Source organism: Pseudomonas sp. F8002 (genome assembly GCF_013385495.1).
Taxonomy (GTDB): Bacteria; Pseudomonadota; Gammaproteobacteria; order Pseudomonadales; family Pseudomonadaceae; genus Aquipseudomonas.
The window spans coordinates 67,944-83,594 of record NZ_JACAPW010000018.1; the positions used below are offsets into that span (position 1 = coordinate 67,944).

At 55.6% G+C, this 15,651-nt stretch carries 12 protein-coding genes and 1 pseudogene; 4 read left to right on the plus strand and 9 right to left on the minus strand.

Annotated features, from left to right (window positions below; translation table 11 throughout):
* Positions 1 to 8: 8 nt before the first annotated feature.
* Positions 9 to 1,691, minus strand: a complete 1,683-nt coding sequence (locus HX811_RS15960) for an NAD(P)/FAD-dependent oxidoreductase (protein WP_177020672.1) — start codon at positions 1,689 to 1,691, stop codon at positions 9 to 11.
* Between the two features lie 167 nt (positions 1,692 to 1,858).
* A complete protein-coding gene (locus tag HX811_RS15965) occupies positions 1,859 to 2,341 on the minus strand; it encodes an Lrp/AsnC family transcriptional regulator (protein ID WP_102604402.1) in 483 nt (160 codons plus the stop codon).
* A 161-nt stretch (positions 2,342 to 2,502) separates the two neighbouring features.
* Here HX811_RS15965 and HX811_RS15970 point away from each other — a divergent pair, with 161 nt between their 5' ends.
* Positions 2,503 to 4,863 (plus strand): glucose/quinate/shikimate family membrane-bound PQQ-dependent dehydrogenase, encoded by a 2,361-nt coding sequence (locus tag HX811_RS15970; protein WP_177046512.1) that lies wholly within the window; start codon positions 2,503 to 2,505, stop codon positions 4,861 to 4,863.
* Between the two features lie 42 nt (positions 4,864 to 4,905).
* Here the strand turns inward: HX811_RS15970 and HX811_RS15975 are convergent, their stop codons facing one another.
* Positions 4,906 to 5,772 (minus strand): LysR family transcriptional regulator, encoded by an 867-nt coding sequence (locus HX811_RS15975; RefSeq protein WP_177046514.1) that lies wholly within the window; start codon positions 5,770 to 5,772, stop codon positions 4,906 to 4,908.
* A 113-nt stretch (positions 5,773 to 5,885) separates the two neighbouring features.
* On the opposite strand from HX811_RS15975, the gene HX811_RS15980 reads away from it, so the two are divergent.
* The 3 genes and pseudogenes from HX811_RS15980 (at position 5,886) to HX811_RS15990 (ending at position 8,052) form a co-directional block, all read left to right on the plus strand.
* Positions 5,886 to 6,311 carry a VOC family protein gene (locus HX811_RS15980; protein WP_003211024.1) on the plus strand — a complete coding sequence of 142 codons (426 nt, stop codon included), beginning with the start codon at positions 5,886 to 5,888 and terminating at the stop codon, positions 6,309 to 6,311.
* Between the two features lie 10 nt (positions 6,312 to 6,321).
* Positions 6,322 to 7,575 carry an amidase gene (locus tag HX811_RS15985; RefSeq protein WP_177046516.1) on the plus strand — a complete coding sequence of 418 codons (1,254 nt, stop codon included), beginning with the start codon at positions 6,322 to 6,324 and terminating at the stop codon, positions 7,573 to 7,575.
* Positions 7,576 to 7,645: 70 nt separating this feature from the next.
* Positions 7,646 to 8,052: pseudogene (locus tag HX811_RS15990) on the plus strand (type II toxin-antitoxin system HicB family antitoxin).
* An 89-nt stretch (positions 8,053 to 8,141) separates the two neighbouring features.
* Here HX811_RS15990 and HX811_RS15995 read toward each other — a convergent pair.
* The 6 genes from HX811_RS15995 to HX811_RS16020 form a co-directional block, all read right to left on the minus strand.
* On the minus strand, positions 8,142 to 8,654 hold the full coding sequence (locus tag HX811_RS15995) for a cupin domain-containing protein (RefSeq protein WP_177046518.1): 513 nt from the start codon (positions 8,652 to 8,654) through the stop codon (positions 8,142 to 8,144).
* A 498-nt stretch (positions 8,655 to 9,152) separates the two neighbouring features.
* The gene (locus HX811_RS16000) at positions 9,153 to 10,190 is read right to left on the minus strand and encodes a ComEC/Rec2 family competence protein (protein WP_164545342.1); all 1,038 of its coding nucleotides are present in this window, start codon (positions 10,188 to 10,190) and stop codon (positions 9,153 to 9,155) included.
* Positions 10,180 to 10,869: a hypothetical protein gene (locus HX811_RS16005; RefSeq protein ID WP_177046520.1), complete on the minus strand. Its 690-nt coding sequence runs from the start codon at positions 10,867 to 10,869 to the stop codon at positions 10,180 to 10,182. The genes HX811_RS16000 and HX811_RS16005 overlap by 11 nt, the downstream gene beginning before the upstream one ends.
* A complete protein-coding gene (locus HX811_RS16010) occupies positions 10,866 to 12,950 on the minus strand; it encodes a sensor histidine kinase (RefSeq protein ID WP_177046521.1) in 2,085 nt (694 codons plus the stop codon). The genes HX811_RS16005 and HX811_RS16010 overlap by 4 nt, the downstream gene beginning before the upstream one ends.
* A gap of 16 nt (positions 12,951 to 12,966) precedes the next feature.
* Positions 12,967 to 14,256, minus strand: coding sequence for a hypothetical protein (locus HX811_RS16015; RefSeq protein ID WP_177046522.1), 1,290 nt, complete (start codon positions 14,254 to 14,256; stop codon positions 12,967 to 12,969).
* Between the two features lie 484 nt (positions 14,257 to 14,740).
* A complete protein-coding gene (locus tag HX811_RS16020; RefSeq protein WP_177046523.1) occupies positions 14,741 to 15,031 on the minus strand; it encodes an antitoxin VbhA family protein in 291 nt (96 codons plus the stop codon).
* Positions 15,032 to 15,651 lie beyond the last annotated feature (620 nt).

The following is a 15,651-nucleotide window of genomic DNA, read 5'->3' on the forward strand; positions in this document are numbered from 1 at the left end:
GCAACTCCTTACTCGGGCAGTGCGATCGGCCCGATCTCGTCGAACACATCCCCCGGCCCCGGGTTCTGCGGGTGAGTGCTGCCACCGAAGTGAGTCATGATGCCCCACACCGCGTTCAGCGAGGTTTGCACGGCGCCTTCAACCCACGCCGGGGTCCAGGACACGTCGTCACCGGCAATGAAAATACCGCGTTGCTCCGCCGGCATGTCCTTCTGCATGAAGTGCGCGTACATCCGCTGGTTGTAGCGATAGTGGCCGGGAAGTGCGCCTTTGAAAGCACCGAGGAAATGCGGGTCTGCTTCCCATGACACGGTGATCGGATCGCCGATGATCCGCGCGGCGATGTCGACTTTCGGGTAGATCTTCTTCAGTGCATCCAGAGCCAGTTTCACGCGTTTCTCGATGGGTTGCGGAAGCATTTTCAGCGCATCGCTCATCCAGGAGTAGGACAGGCAGATCACCCCCGGCTTGTCGTCACCGTTGTCGAACAGATAGGTGCCGCGGGTCAGGCGATCCGTCAGCGTCATGCTCATCAGGTCGCGGCCGGTTTCCGGATCCTTGTCCTTCCAGAACGGCCGGTCGACCATCACGAAAGTCTTCGACGACTGCATGTAGCGGGTGCGGTCCAGGGCCATCCACATCTTTTGCGAGAACAGGGTTTCGTCGCACTCGATCTGGGTGGTCAGCAGCCAGCTCTGGCAGGTGGTCAGCACGGCGGCGTATTCGCGGGTGTCACCGTAGTTGTCGGTGACGGCGAAACGGCCGTCCGGCGCGTGGGCAATGCGCTTGACCCCGGCCCGTGGCGCACCGTTGTGCAGGGAACTGAGGCTGGTGCCTTCGGGCCAGTGGGCGCAACGCTCCGGCACATGGCGCCAGATGCCCATGGGCACTTGGGCGACGCCGCCGACCACCAGATGCTGGTGATCGTCGCAGTTGGTCATCACCACGCGGAAGATTTCCAGCATCGAGTTGGGGAAGTCCGAGTCCCAGCCGCCGGTGCCGAAACCGACCTGGCCGAACACTTCGCGGTGATGAAAGGACAACTTGGCGAACGCTTTGGAGGTCGCCACGAAGTCGTAGAAGGTGCGGTCGTCCCACAACGGAACCAGCGTATTCCACAGCTCTTTCAGGCGCGGTACGTCACGGTCGCGGATGGCTTGCTGGATATCGGCGAACTGCGAGCCGGCTTCCAGGGCGTCGGCCCAGGCGTCAGCCACTTCCTGGAACAGTGCAGGAAGGTCAGCGAGTTTCTGTGCGTAGTGCGTCTGGCCTTCGAGGTCGATGACCGTGCTGCCGGAAGCCGGCGTCAGCGGGTTGGGGAAGGGTTTGGTCTCCAGCCCGAGTTTGTCGACGTAGTGGTAGAACGCGGTGGAGGACACCGGGAAACGCATGCCACCCAGTTCCGCAATGATGCCTTCGGCGCCTTCAAACGCCTGGGAGCGCAGGCGGCCACCCATTTTCGAGGCTTCATACACCACGGGTTTAAGTCCCAGCTTCATCAGCTCGTAGGCGGCCACCAACCCGGCAATCCCGGCGCCGACGATCGCCACTTCGGCGCCGTGGTTGGCCGCCGGAATGCTGCCCAGGCCCGCCGGATGTTCGATCCAGTCATCAAAGGCGAACGGAAAGTCCGGGCCAAAGATGGTGATTGGCTTTTTACCGTTGGCGGGGTGGCGATTGGTCTTGCTGATGGTGCTGGAAGGAATGCTCATGGCTGACCTTGCTGGCGGCTCGGCGGGGCGCGACCCGCTGAGTATAGGAAAAGATGGCAGCCATTCTAGGGAGCGTAGCGTTCGTTAATAAGACGCAATGTGTCGTCGGATTGAATTGTTTTTAGTCAGAATGACGAGCTTGCTGGTCAGATTGGTTGTCCGCGATCCAGTTTGTTACTGAGGATGATCGAGGTGGTGGTCTTCTCCACGCCGTCGACGCTGCCGATCTGGTCCAGCAGTTGATCCAGCTGTTCCGGCGAATCGGTGCGCAGCCAGGCCACGTAATCGAACTCGCCGCTTACCGCACATAACTGCTGAACCTGCGCCATGGCACTGATCCGGCGCAGCACTTCCTTGCCGGAGCGCGGTTGCACGGTGATCCCCACGTAGGCCTGCAAACCACCGTCCACCACCCGCTGGCTGAGGCGCACGCCATAGCCGGTAATCACCTGGGTTTTTTCCAGGCGCGCCAGGCGTGAGGTGACGGTGGTGCGCGCGATGCCCAGTTGCCGGGCAAGCATGGCCACACTTTCACGCGCGTTGATCTGCAAGGCGGCGATCAACTGGCGATCGATTTCATCGAGGACGGGAGGGTGAGAGGCGGACAAGGTGTTCTCCGGCGCGGGCATCAATGGGCGAGCATGTTACAGGCTCGGTCCTGGCGATACTGCCCGCCCGGCCGGGAATTTATTTTCGCCGCTGATCGAACACATTATTTTGTGCCAGATTGTGAAAAGTAACTGTTTGGTACATTATTTTGCGTTAGGTATACAGGAAGGACGTTTGCGCGATGAATAACTTTGGGGCTGCCACCGGCAGCAGATGGTTGCTGGTTGGGCTGGGCCTGCTGATCGCCTTGATCGGCCTGGGTTTGGCAGGCGGTGGCGGTTACCTCGTAGTGCTGGGCGGCAGTTGGTATTTCCTGCTGATGGGCCTGGCGATGCTGGTTTCTGGTGTGCTGATCGCCAAGCGCCGGCCTCAGGGCGCATGGCTGTACGCCGTGGCATTGGTGCTGACTGCGATCTGGGCGGTGTGGGATACCGGCCTGGAATACTGGCCGTTGGTTTCGCGAGTCCTGACCTTCGCCGTCATCGGCCTGGTAGTCGCGCTGATTTATCCACAGCTCGCCCGCGCTTCCGGATCGACACCCGGGCGCGGCGCCTATGGCGTTGCCGGGCTGCTGGGCCTGGGCGTGGTCGCCACCCTGGCGTACATGTTTGTACCGACCCACGTGGTCAAGGCCAGCAGTGAGCCTGCGGTGACTGCGGTAACGCCGGGCACCGAGCAAAAAGACTGGGCCCACTGGGGCAACACCACCGCCGGCAATCGGTTTGCCGCGCTGGACCAGATCAACAAAGGCAACATCGACAAGTTGCAGGTGGCCTGGACCTTCCACACCGGCGACATCCCCGAGAGCAATGGCGCCGGTGCCGAAGACCAGAACACCCCGCTGCAGATCGGTGACAGCGTTTACGTGTGCACCGCCTACGGCAAAGTGTTTTCCCTGGATGCCGATACCGGTGCCCAACGCTGGAAATTCGACCCCCAGGGCAGCGGCCCCAACTGGCAACGTTGCCGTGGCCTGGGTTATTTCGACAGCAGTGCCAGCGAGCAACCCGCCGGCGCCAAAGCCTGTGTGAAACGTCTGTTTCTGCCGACCGGCGATGCCCGGTTGATTGCGATCAATGCTGAAAGCGGCGCGCCTTGCGAAGACTTCGGCGACCACGGCACTGTCGACCTGAAGACCGACATGGGCGAAGTGAAGCCCGGTTATTACCAGCAAACCTCGACGCCACTGGTGGCGGGAAATGTTGTGATCGTGGGTGGACGCGTGGCGGACAACTTCTCCACCGGTGAACCGCCAGGCGTGGTGCGCGCCTTTGACGTGCACAGCGGCGAACTGGTGTGGGCCTGGGATCCGGGCAACCCGAACACCACCAAACGCCCACCTGCAGGAGAGACCTACACCCGTGGCACGCCGAACGTATGGTCGGCCATGTCCTACGACGCCAAGCTCGGCCTGGTCTACCTGCCTACCGGTAACGCCACCCCGGATTTCTTCGCCGGTGAACGTACCGCCTATGACGACAAGTGGAGCTCCTCCATCGTCGCCATCGACGTGAAGACCGGCCAGGTGCGCTGGCACTTCCAGACCACTCACCACGACCTGTGGGACTTCGACCTGCCGGCACAGCCGCTGCTCTACGACATTCCGGATGGCAACGGCGGCGTGCAACCGGCACTGGCCCAAGTCACCAAGCAAGGTGAAATCTTCCTGCTCAACCGCGAAACCGGCGTGCCCATCGCCAGGGTTGAAGAGCGCCCGGTGCCCCAGGGCAACGTGCCCGGCGAGCGTTATTCGCCGACTCAGCCGTTCTCGGTGGACATGCCTTCGATCGGCAATCAGCAGCTGACCGAATCCGACATGTGGGGCGCCACGCCGTTTGACCAACTGATGTGCCGCATCCAGTTCAAGGGCATGCGTCACCAGGGCGTCTATACGCCGCCAGGCCTGGACCGTGCGCTGCAATTCCCGGGTTCGCTTGGGGGTATGAACTGGGGCAGCGTGTCGGTGGACCCGAACACCCACTATATGTTCGTCAACGACATGCGCCTGGGTTTGGCCAACTACATGATTCCGCGCGACAAGATCGCCGCCGGTGCCAGTGGCATCGAAATGGGCGTAGTGCCGCAAGACGGTACGCCATTCGGCGCGATGCGCGAGCGCTTCCTCTCGGCGGCGGGCATTCCGTGTCAGAAACCGCCGTTTGGCACTATGTCGGCCATCGATCTGAAAACCCACAAGCTGATGTGGCAAGTGCCGGTGGGCACGGTTGAAGACACCGGGCCGCTGGGTATCCGCATGCACATGCCGATTCCGATTGGCATGCCGACCCTTGGCGCATCGCTGGCGACCCAGTCTGGTCTGTTGTTCTTCGCCGGCACCCAGGACTTCTACCTGCGCGCCTTCGATACCGGCAACGGCAACGAGATCTGGAAATCACGGCTGCCGGTGGGTAGCCAGTCGGGGCCGATGACCTACGTGTCGCCCAAGACCGGCACGCAGTACATCGTGCTCACCGCTGGCGGCGCGCGACAGTCGCCGGACCGTGGGGATTATGTGATTGCCTACGCGTTGCCCAAGAAATAGGGCATGAAAAAGCCGCATGGATGTGCGGCTTTTTTTTGCGTCTTAGATCGTGTCTGCCAGCAGGCATCGGGCAAAGAGTTGTGGCACCGGAAGGTTGCGCTGGCTGTAGCGGCTCAGCAAGATGATTTCCCGGTTAAAGGTCAGCTCGCCCAGCGGGATGACACGCACCTGCGGGGATCGGTCCAGCCATAGTCCGGCGTGGGGAACCAGTGAAACGCCCAGGCCGCATTCGACCATTTTGACCAGCGCCTCAATCTCGTCCAGTTCCAGCGCCACTTGCACGTCCAGCCGCTGATCCCGCAGGAAGCGACTGACCAGCCGCCCGCCAAACGAAGCCCGGTCGTAGCGCACGTGAGGATGAGCGGCGAGCAGTTGCAGCGGGTCATCCCCCTCGACCTTCAGCGGCGCGATCAACACAAACGGCTCCCTGCGCAGCAGTTGCACGTGCAGTTCCTTGGGCAAGTCAAAGGGTGGGCGAATGATGATTGCAGAGTCGAGTTCGCCTGCATCCACCTGGCTGAGCAGCTCCAGGGAAACTCCCGGCACCAACTTGCACTCCACCGTCGGCGCCGCCTGGCGCAAACGCACCAGGGCCTGGGGCAGCAGGCCGGTCTGGGCGGTGGTGATGGCGCCGACCTTCAACTCGCCCCTGTACTCATTGGCATCCACCGGCACAGCCATGCGGTTGAACGTCTCGAGAATCTCCCTGGCCAGCGGCAGCGCGCGGATCCCCGCCGCGTTCAGCGTGGCCTGGCGCCCGGTTCGGTCGAACAACTGCACGCCGAGCACCTGCTCCAACTGACGGATCTGCGCACTCACCGCCGATTGTGTCAGCCCGATATGCATGCCCGCTGCGGCGAACGTGCCATGGCGGGTAACGGCGATAAAGGTTTTCAGTTCCCGCAGCATGGGCGTCTCGATTGATCGAAATAATTTGAGCTCGATGCGAAAACTATCGTCTTTCCATCGGTTACGGCAAGGCTAGACTCGCAAGGACTTAATACCCGTAGAGGTTAAACCTGATGGCACTGGCTCCTTTTCACCTGGCAATTCCGGTATTCGACCTGGCGGCAGCGCGGCAGTTTTATGGCGAGGTGTTTGGGTTGGAGGAGGGACGAGCCAGTGATCACTGGGTCGACTTCGACTTCTTCGGACATCAATTGGTGATTCATGAACATCCGAAAACCGCTTCTCAAGAGGCGGCGCACACCAATGCAGTGGACGGCCACGACGTGCCGGTGCCGCATTTTGGCGTGGTGTTGAGTTGGGATGATTGGCATGCGTTGGCGGAGCGTTTGCAGGCGCGCAATACCCAGTTTGTGTTGGAACCGCATATTCGTTTCAAAGGCCAGGTGGGTGAGCAGGCGACGTTGTTCCTGTTTGACCCGTGCGGCAACGCGTTGGAGTTCAAGGCGTTCAAGGACATTGGGCAGTTGTTTGCCAAGTGAGGGCTCGTTGATGAATGGCCTGGATGCAACGGGCATCGCCGAGGCGGTGGGTTCGGGGGCGATTACGCCGGCTTTGGTTGCTGAACACTTTCTTGCGCGCATAAGCGTCGACGAGCCAGATATCCAGGCGTTTGCATCCTTCGACGCTGAGGCGGTGAGCAAGCAAGCCCGTGGGCTTGAGGGCTGCGCCGGTCTGCTCGCCGGCGTGCCCGTAGGGGTCAAGGACATCTTTGATACCGCCGACCACCCAACGGAATTCTATTCGCCGATTTACCAGGGTAATCGTCCATCGCGGGATGCCCATGTGGTGACGTTGCTACGCCAGGCGGGCGCGATCATCATGGGCAAGACCCACACCACCGAATTTGCCTACATGAACACCGGGCCGACGCGTAATCCGCTGGATTTGTCCTGCACTCCGGGTAGCTCCAGCGCGGGTTCTGCTGCGGGGATGGCGGCCGGGTTTTTCCCGTTGGCGTTGGGTACCCAAACGGCGGGGTCGTTGCTCAAGCCTGCGGCTTATTGCGGGTTGTTTGCCTTCAAGCCGTCGTTTGGACTGGTCTCGCTGGAAGGCGTGAAACCCCTGGCGCCGAGCTTTGATACGGTGGGTTGGTATGGCCGTTCGGTGCGTGATCTTGAGCGGGTGGCGCAGGTGTTGATTCGAGGGTTTCCGGCTGTTGAGGTCGGTCGTCGGCCTTTGCGGCTTGGTTTCTGCCGTACTTCTCGCTGGTCGGATGTGCAGCCGGTGGTGGCCCAGGCGATTGAGCTAGCGATAGCCAGGTTGGGGCCTCTTGTCAGTGAGGTCGTGTTGCCTGAAGCGTTCGACGGAGTATTCGACGATCACCAGTTGATCAACGATTGCGAAGGTGCCCGTTCATTGGCCAAGGAGTTTCAGTCTCATCCTGAGTTACTCAGTGATTCGACATTGGCCATGATTGAGCGTGCGAAGGCTACAAGCTGGGAACAGGAGTCGGCTGCGAAGTCACGCCTCGCGCAACTCGCCCCGCAGCTCGCGCAGATCTGCCAGCCGTTTGATGCGATGTTGAGTGTTTCCTGCGGGATGCTGGCGCCGGTGGGGTTGGCGACCACGGGCCCGTCGGACTTCATCAAGTTCTGGGGCGCTTTTGGCTTGCCGCAGGTAAATGTGCCGGTGATGCGTGGGGAAGGGGAGTTGCCGGTGGGGTTGCAGGTAATTGGGGCGTTCAGAGGGGATGCGCCGTTGCTGGGTACGGCGCAAGTCATTGTTGATGCGTTGGTAAGCTGAAAGGCACTATGGGGGAACACGTTGCTGATCTGTTGAGTGAGCCCCAGGCGGTTCATTCAGAGGGTGAAAAATGAAATTCCCTGTGGTGATGCATAAAGGCGCTGATTCAGATTACAGCGTGACTGTCCCGGACGTGCCAGGTTGCTTTTCTGCGGGCACAACCTTTTCCGAAGCTCTGGATAATGTCCGCGAAGCTTTAGCGCTGCACCTCGAGGGATTGGTTGCTGATGAGGAGCGGCTTCCTCAGGCTAGAGAGGTCGACGTCCATTTGGAGAATCCGGACTTTGCGGGTGGCGTGTGGGCGGTGATCGACTTTGATCTCACTCCTTACCTGGGCAAGTCAGTCAGGTTCAACGCCTCACCTCACTGCCTGAGCAACTTTTGAATCGTATCGATGAGCGAGTGCAAAAAGACCATCGCTATGCCTCGCGCTCTGGGTTCCTGGCGACGGCGGCTTTGCGCGAACTTTCCGTTTGATAACGGGCCGGTAGAGCACGCAGTACAAAAAAGGCTTACGCCGCAAAGCGTAAGTCTTTCTTTTATTCGAGGAGGTGTGATCAGCGAGACTACGACCCCTTGCACACCTTCGCAGCGGCAGCATCGTTCGGGATAAATGAATCCGGCGCACCCGGCTTCAGCACCACGTATCCTCGCCGCCACGGTTGATCGTCCACCAGATTCCAGCGATGCCCTGTGCCGGTGTTGTCTTCGGCGATCAGTACTTCACCCGGATGCAACGTGAACTTCTCACCGCCGCGTGTCACGAACGCCAGGGTGCCGGACAGCGTCATGACGTACTGTGGCTCCGGGTCGTTATGCCAGCTATACGAGGAATGCGCCGCCGTTTGCTTGAAGTGAACGGCGGTCACGTCATTGCGCATGCTCTGGTCGATGGTGCCTTCCAGTACGTGCGAATTGTTGTCGGCGCCGGTGCAGAGCTTGAATGCCTTGATGGAGTCAGTGGCGGCGGGGGCAGCTTGTGCACCGCTCAAGGTGGCGAGGGTGATTGCGACGGTGGCTGCGGCACGCATGCCCAGGCTGTGGATTGCGTTGCGCGGCGAGCGTTTTTGCTGATGCATGGAACAAGTTTCTCTCGTGCTGAATTGGCGTTGACTGGGAATCATGGTCAGCGCCGTAGCCGTTCGGGACAACTAACCAATGTTTCATTGCTGCACGACTCACGCGCCAGAAACGACAAAGCCGCGCAATGCGCGGCTTTGAGTATGGTGGGCCCAGTAGGACTCGAACCTACGACCAAGGGATTATGAGTTGCTGGGCGAGCTAGTATGCCTAGAGAAAGCGTTCGTAGGTGAACGTAGGTTGGCATAGCTGGAGGGCCCGTGGTTATTGGTGTTGAGCGTAATTTTGAGAAGGTTGCTCAAGCTGGGTACTGTACCGTGATTGTACTGATTTTGCGTTTCTCGTTGGAACTCACGCTTGTGTGAGACCTACTTCAGAACGCGTCGCTTTGGATGATGTAGACGCTTTCTAAAAGTGGAGTCGACCGCGAAAGCGGGCAAAAATCTGAACCAGCCGCTAGGCCACGAGTGGCAATGGAAACGGGCACCCATTCGCAGTTAACTGACTGCTGCAATCAATTGCGGTACTGCTTGCGCAAGCTGGCGTCGGCAAAGAGCTTTGGGCAATTCGGATACCACAAATTTTCCGTGATGCTCATTGAGCTCTCCCATCATGATTTCCACCCCATCATCACTTAAAGGAAGAACAATGGTTCCCGCGCAGCATTGATTCTTTGAGAAACCTTCTGAGTGGTTTACTAGCTTTCTATCAGCCTGGCTGGGCAGTGAATCTGCGCAGTTTTTAGAAAGCTGAGTACACGCTATGTACGGTTGTTGAGCTGAAATTGCCTCCCGAGTACCCGCTATAATTTCCGGTCTAGGGGTACCATGGGAACCCCTGCCCAGCGAAAACAGCACAAGCTTGGGTTGCACCGCAGAAACCAAGTCTTTGGCAAAGGACCTATTGTCGGCTGCAACGCCTGTGTGGCCTCCATGATGCGGGAATACCAATATTTGGGCACGTAAGTCTCTATGCTCACTAAGCATGATATCGAGGCTGTGTCGGCCGGAGTCTGCCGCAAGTAGGCAGACCTGTTCTCCATTGTGTTCAATTAACACAACAGCAGACATGCTATTTGCATTAAGCCTAACTCCATCAGTGTGCTGACCATCAATAGTCGCCAAACACATTTCTGGGGTTGGGTGAAGAACTCTGAGAGTTGTGTCGTATAGCGTTAGACCCTGCGGTTGGTCCACATGTAGTGATGGGTAAACTGCAGTGCCTTGTTTTTTTCTTGCATCGCCTACTGCAATTCGAAACTGAGTCCACGATTCAGTTTTTCTAAGGTCCGGGTTAACATAAACCTGTTTGACTGGGCGGTCAGAATTCATCAAAATAGGGATGGCGCCGGAGAGATGGTCACTATCAGCGTGTGATATAAGTAGCGCGTGGACTGACTTAATCTTTAGCTCATCTAACACCTTGGCGACGATGGGGCGTCCAGGGGCGTCGATTATGATTGCTTCATCGCCATGCTTAATGATCGTGCAGTTTCCATGCCCTACGTCGAGTATTATTAGTTCACTACAAGCCATCATCACTCTCCGGCTCTGGTGCAAGCTCTACATTTTCAAAGTATAGGTCGACCTTTTCAGGAGTACTAACATTAGTCAGAGCGCTGAGTATGCTGAAGCGTGAGACTTTATTCTGGTGCTCGGGGGCTACTAATGAAAGTGGAAATCGTACAGTATCCTTGGCATTCCAACCATTCACTATGGCATCGATAACTGCAATGCCACCAACATCCGAGATATCCATAACCTGCAGCAAGGTTCTATGTAGTTTGCGGTCATCCACTTTTCCACGTCTTAGCTCATTTTTGCACCTTGCGAATGCCGCACGAAGCTCATCAGGTTCATCGGCATCTTCACGCCGCAGAACTACTGGCAAATTATTTCGATGGCTTCGGATAGCAATGTCTGCGTACTGGTCGAGATATTGAGTCACTAAAATCGTAGGATGCTTCCGCTCAATTAATGCTGCCGCGAGCTCCGCGCCTGATATATCGGCGAATGCGCCATACCTCAAACGATGATCACAGACAGCGGCATCGGAATTCTCCACTATGAGGTCGGCTAAAGCGGCTAAGCTCTCAGCAGCTTCTTGACGATAAGGGTTGAATCGGCCGTCTTCCAGGGCGTGAATGAGGGTCTGAGCAGCTTGATCATCATCATCTACAACAGCTACCGTCCTAATTGGTCTCATGATATTCATATATTGGCTTGGTTTGTTAATAATGGGAAAACGAATTTGAAGATCGCACCGGACGTATCTACAGTTGATGCACTATATTTCCCGCCTAGATCTAGAACAGAATCTTTTACGATCGTAAGTCCAAAGCCGGTTCCTTCTTGGCGAGTTGTTCTGCCAGGAAGCCAGATTTCGTTAATGTCCATATTTATGCCTGGGCCATTGTCCTCGACCTCAATTGCCACAGTATTGCCTTCGATGCTAACCATGATTTTGATCAACCTATCTTTTGTACGCGCCCCTGAGCGTTCGAAAGCGCTAACCGAATTCGTCAGGCAATTTGTGATAATGGTCTCTACAAGAGCCTCGGCGCCGTAAATGAGCGCATCGTCAGTTTTATAAGGCGTAAGTAACAGCTCGATCTTTGCGTCTTCAAGTATTGGTCGCCACAGATTATGAAGAGTTTGGATCACCTTGTTGATATTAACCGCACCATGGCGTCTTTTTTCGCGCTTCAGAAAATCAATTTGCATGGAAGCGAATCGAGTAAGGCGCTCGGAGCCGCTCACGATGAGATCTAGAGAAGGTTCTATTTGTGATAGTATTTCGGCGGCGCAGTATTTTTTTACTCTTCGGCGTATTGTTTTTTCGTTTCCGGCGATGGTCCTTATAGGTTTCCCAATCTCATGCGCGAACACTGCTGCCGTAGTGCCTGCGGTGGCGAGAGAGCGATAGAGGACCAAATCTTCTCGCGTTGCACGGAGTTCTTTCTGAAAGTTCTGCTCAAGTCGATCAAGAGCTTTGATTGCTTTCTCTTGCTCTGTCGCTGGCAAAGACTGGGCAATGGTGTCTAGTAAGTCGGAGCGGGCTTTAGCTGGCTCTTCGCCGGACTGTTGCTTTTGCAAGTCTCGGCGCGTTTCAGCATCGCGCAAGCGACGGCGAGCTAGCCAATCTAATGCGTCTTTAGCAAAGCGGCGAATTTCAAAGAATTCGTCACTCTCAATAAAGCCGAATCGATCAGTTTTTTGTTTAAGCACGCCTTCGGGATCATCAACGATCACACGACCAACACTGGTATTAGTGGAGGGACGTTCCTCTGGGCTTCGGGCTCGCGAAAGGTTCATATCCAACCAATCGTGTCCAGGGTCGCCATATGGTGGGACTCTGAATTGACGGTGATAAAAATGCACGCCTCCGATAACCTTAAGCCAGTTTTTTATCTCACCAATAGTAGAGCCGCGACCAGCAAAGGCGTTTTTATTGAAGACAAAGCTGTAAAGTTCAAACGTCGCCGATGGAGCATTGTATTTTATTGGGGTTTTAGGTTTTTTTATGGGCCATTCATCAGAGTTTGCGCTGTATAGCAAATCGCCCTTAAAGTCTAAAACTTCTGCATGGCCCGAACCATCAGCATGCAGGTTTGCCCTTAAAACATACTCTGCGTCGTCGAGATATCCATTTCTGACTCGCGCCTCCAATTCAGGAAAGTCAGGGGCTATCAAATTTACTTTAAAGTCGCTTTGTCCGCTGAAGGGGCTAGTAAGCAGAACTATGCTTCGGCCCAGTCGATCTGTTTCACTTTTCCCAAGGGTGCGTTTTATACCCTTTAAAGTCGTCGTGGTGCCTGGATCGATACGTCTGCTTTTCTCTAAAGGAAGCCCGACTTCCTCTACAACTTTAGCTTTGTCGTACTTGCTCCATTCGATAGTTATTGAATGTGCTTCATCCGCAGGCGAATCTTCATGCCTCGTTACCATCTCAACAGAAGACCCTGCTCTCAAGGCGGCTAGCCTTCCCAACCCTTTATCACCAACAGTGCGACGGCCTTTAGGTGTAAGTTTAGTACTTTCTTTAGATGAGCCACCCAGCACTAACCAGTTGTTGAGTATTTGTTCAGACGTCATCCCTGAACCATTGTCGGAAATAACTATGGTGCCGCCATCACCTTTGTCTAATTTAATCTCGACTGTGCATTCTTTAGCATCGGCATCGTAAGAATTACGAATCAGCTCAATGATTGCCTGGTCGAGGTTAGGAACTAACTCCTCGCCTAGTCTTACTAAGATAGAGGGGGCAAATCTAAATCCAAGCGCTGGCGACTCCATATGGTTTGCTCCGTTTTCAATCTGCGATCCAGGGTAGGCTCTTAATTGCACCAACCGTCAAGTGGCGACACCTGATGCGGTGGTTCAGCCATGCGTCGGTACGTTCATGATCTAGCACATTCAACAATAAGCGACATGTTGATATTTTTCTGTCCTTCGGCTTGAGAATCAAAAGATGATTTTCTACCAAAGTTTCTTCTCGTGAGGAGAATAATGTGCTTCGTGCCCTTTTTTTGTCGGAAGGGCTAGAGGTTCGACGCACTATCACAAATGGCCCGCGTTCTATTCGACAGTTATATGTGGCAAATTCTGACGCTGCTTTTATTTCCTCGCCAACAGCTGCGTTCTTGGCAGTTAGATACCCACAAAGCTTACCATTAGTAGGCGTTCGGTGAGGTACTACCGGTCCAACAGATACTGAGAAGAACTCCTCGACGCATAGCTCATTACATACTTCCGGATCAGGTTCTATAAAGACTTCTTCGGGAGCCTTCGATGTGGCGACAAGTATGGCTACGTCAATGTCAGCTTGTGTGCCAAAAGCGCCAAATGGCTCGAACGAGATAAGATTAATTAGATTTGTTAACTCCATTCTGAACTTGGCGTAGGAGCTGCCACTTCTCAGTACGTCCGGGATCAATGCGAAGATGCCTACTCCGGGCGGAGCTGTCCGTATAATATGTTCAAGGTGAAGCGCAGCAGCAGATCGCTTTCCTTTTCCGGCAAAGCTATTTTCAGGCGCCTGAATCCGCTGGTAAGGTGGATTCATGACTACACAATCGTTCGGCGTAAGTTGCAGATCAATTTCAAGTGCGTCTCCGACTAGGAAATTATCTGGAAGCTCTTTGAAAATAATTTTATTGGATTGTCCCTTTTCAGCAGCATGGCGGTGAAAGGCAAGAGCTTGAACTCTCATCCAAGCTATATCTAGAAATGATTTTCTTAAATCGACGGCAACTAGCCTATCCGCCCAGTCCTTAATCGTGTCGTTAGCTGTTTTATTCAACGGCAAAGAGCGGCATACCTCAAGAAGTAGGTCACCAACACCAACACTTGGATCGACGAAACGTTGCCATCCAGTTAGATCACGCCCTGCCAAAATTTTCTTCGCCCACGAGGCACCTGAGAAGAAAACTCCGTGGCTGCGCCGGTCAGACAATGACAATGTGTTGTAGACGAAATCGGTTGCGTGCCCATTCATGAGGTCGCTTACAAGCTTCTCAGGGCACAACGTCCCTTCATCCAGGTCGCCTGCCGTCATCAGAGCGGTGGCAAAGGAGGAGAGGGGGATTTCGCCGTTCATCATATGCTTCACTTGGGTGGATAACCCACAGAGTCTGCAGACTGCAAGCCCTCACGGCAAGCGGAATCGACAGCGATGCTGTACCAACCTTTGCACCAGCATCTGCTCCCCCACGGCGCGGCAGAGAATGGAACCGGGCCACCGGGGCTGGTGAATGATGTCACGTTGGCCTCTTCATTCGAGTTTCGGCAAAAGCGGGTGCGTGCGCATTTGACCGGTGGTCTGCTTATCCAGCAGTAGTGCGCCACCTTTCTTCAAATTTGTTCATGACCAAGGAAATAACGTGGTGGAGGTGGCGTTGTGTAATACAGCTTTTCGGTGAAAGCCTATCCTGCACTAGATATCTATGGGACTTAGTACTTGTTCATGAACAAGAGATTTGCTGCCACGGGAGCACTTTGTCATACGCTTACCCGGCGCTTTGCCTATCCTGCATTAGACCCCCACGCATTCCATTCCTTGTTCATGAACAAGCTTTTTGCAACGCTCACTGCGTTCCTGATGGCTGAGAATCGTCGCTGTCAGGAAGCATCTTATGAGAGAGAATCACAAATTCGTTCAGGTCAATTTCGCCGGTGATGTAGCGTTGACCAAGGTGTTTCATTTCTTCTGAAGTTTCGAATCCAGAAAGGCCGATGGCTGTATTGGCAAAGGCGACAGCTTTTTTACGCTCATTCTGCTCTGCCTCAGAAATCTGATGCTCCGGTTCCTTCGTATCAACGGCTTCAATTTCGATGCTTCCTTGGTGCTGCGTCGGCTCTTGGTTGTTTGAGGTCATGTGGATTTCTCGCTGTTTGGCTGAACGTAGGACCGCATTAGCGCTATGTTCAAGGTGCGCACCAAAGTATCAAGGTTTTAGCTGGATGTGGTGTCAAGGGCGGCACCGGAAGCCGCATGCGGAGCGGAGCCGAAGGCGAGCACCGAACGGGTGAGGATGCCGGGCGTAGCCGTACCCTTGATGCCACAGTAAGCACTGAGGCTATAGCAAGGGGGAGGTCAAGGGCTCTGCCCGCAGTACCTGCCCCCGCAGCCAGTCCGGCAAGTTCGGACACGGGATGCAACCGAAGGGGTTGCCCAAGCAAAGCGCGGAGTTTTCGTAGTCGTGTTGCATTCGCCTTCCGCGTGTTGTGTGTCCGGGGTGGGTTTAATACGCCTTATGATTGAACATGAATCAGAGGCGCGCTGAAACTGTCTTGTTTTTGTTATTAGTCGTTTATTTACAATTGGTTAACGGGTTTGAGAGTTGCCCATCCCCCCGCCCTTCCCGCAATCGGAAAGGGAGCGAGTCGCCCTCTGTCGTCAAGGGTGCAGGGGGAGGCCTCCGGCCTTGATCCCCAACACCCATGCCGTAAGCGTTGGTCGCTTCTGCCGCGTCAAGGGGCCGAGTCCTCGTCGCTT

Coding starts and splice junctions, on each gene's coding strand:
- HX811_RS15965 (WP_102604402.1), bottom strand. CDS start 2,341: ATGCCCGCGCCGGAGAACACCTTGTCCGCCTCTCACCCTCCCGTCCTC.
- HX811_RS15970 (WP_177046512.1), top strand. CDS start 2,503: ATGAATAACTTTGGGGCTGCCACCGGCAGCAGATGGTTGCTGGTTGGG.
- HX811_RS15975 (WP_177046514.1), bottom strand. CDS start 5,772: ATGCTGCGGGAACTGAAAACCTTTATCGCCGTTACCCGCCATGGCACG.
- HX811_RS15980 (WP_003211024.1), top strand. CDS start 5,886: ATGGCACTGGCTCCTTTTCACCTGGCAATTCCGGTATTCGACCTGGCG.
- HX811_RS15985 (WP_177046516.1), top strand. CDS start 6,322: ATGAATGGCCTGGATGCAACGGGCATCGCCGAGGCGGTGGGTTCGGGG.
- HX811_RS15995 (WP_177046518.1), bottom strand. CDS start 8,654: ATGCATCAGCAAAAACGCTCGCCGCGCAACGCAATCCACAGCCTGGGC.
- HX811_RS16000 (WP_164545342.1), bottom strand. CDS start 10,190: ATGGCTTGTAGTGAACTAATAATACTCGACGTAGGGCATGGAAACTGC.
- HX811_RS16005 (WP_177046520.1), bottom strand. CDS start 10,869: ATGAATATCATGAGACCAATTAGGACGGTAGCTGTTGTAGATGATGAT.
- HX811_RS16010 (WP_177046521.1), bottom strand. CDS start 12,950: ATGGAGTCGCCAGCGCTTGGATTTAGATTTGCCCCCTCTATCTTAGTA.
- HX811_RS16015 (WP_177046522.1), bottom strand. CDS start 14,256: ATGATGAACGGCGAAATCCCCCTCTCCTCCTTTGCCACCGCTCTGATG.
- HX811_RS16020 (WP_177046523.1), bottom strand. CDS start 15,031: ATGACCTCAAACAACCAAGAGCCGACGCAGCACCAAGGAAGCATCGAA.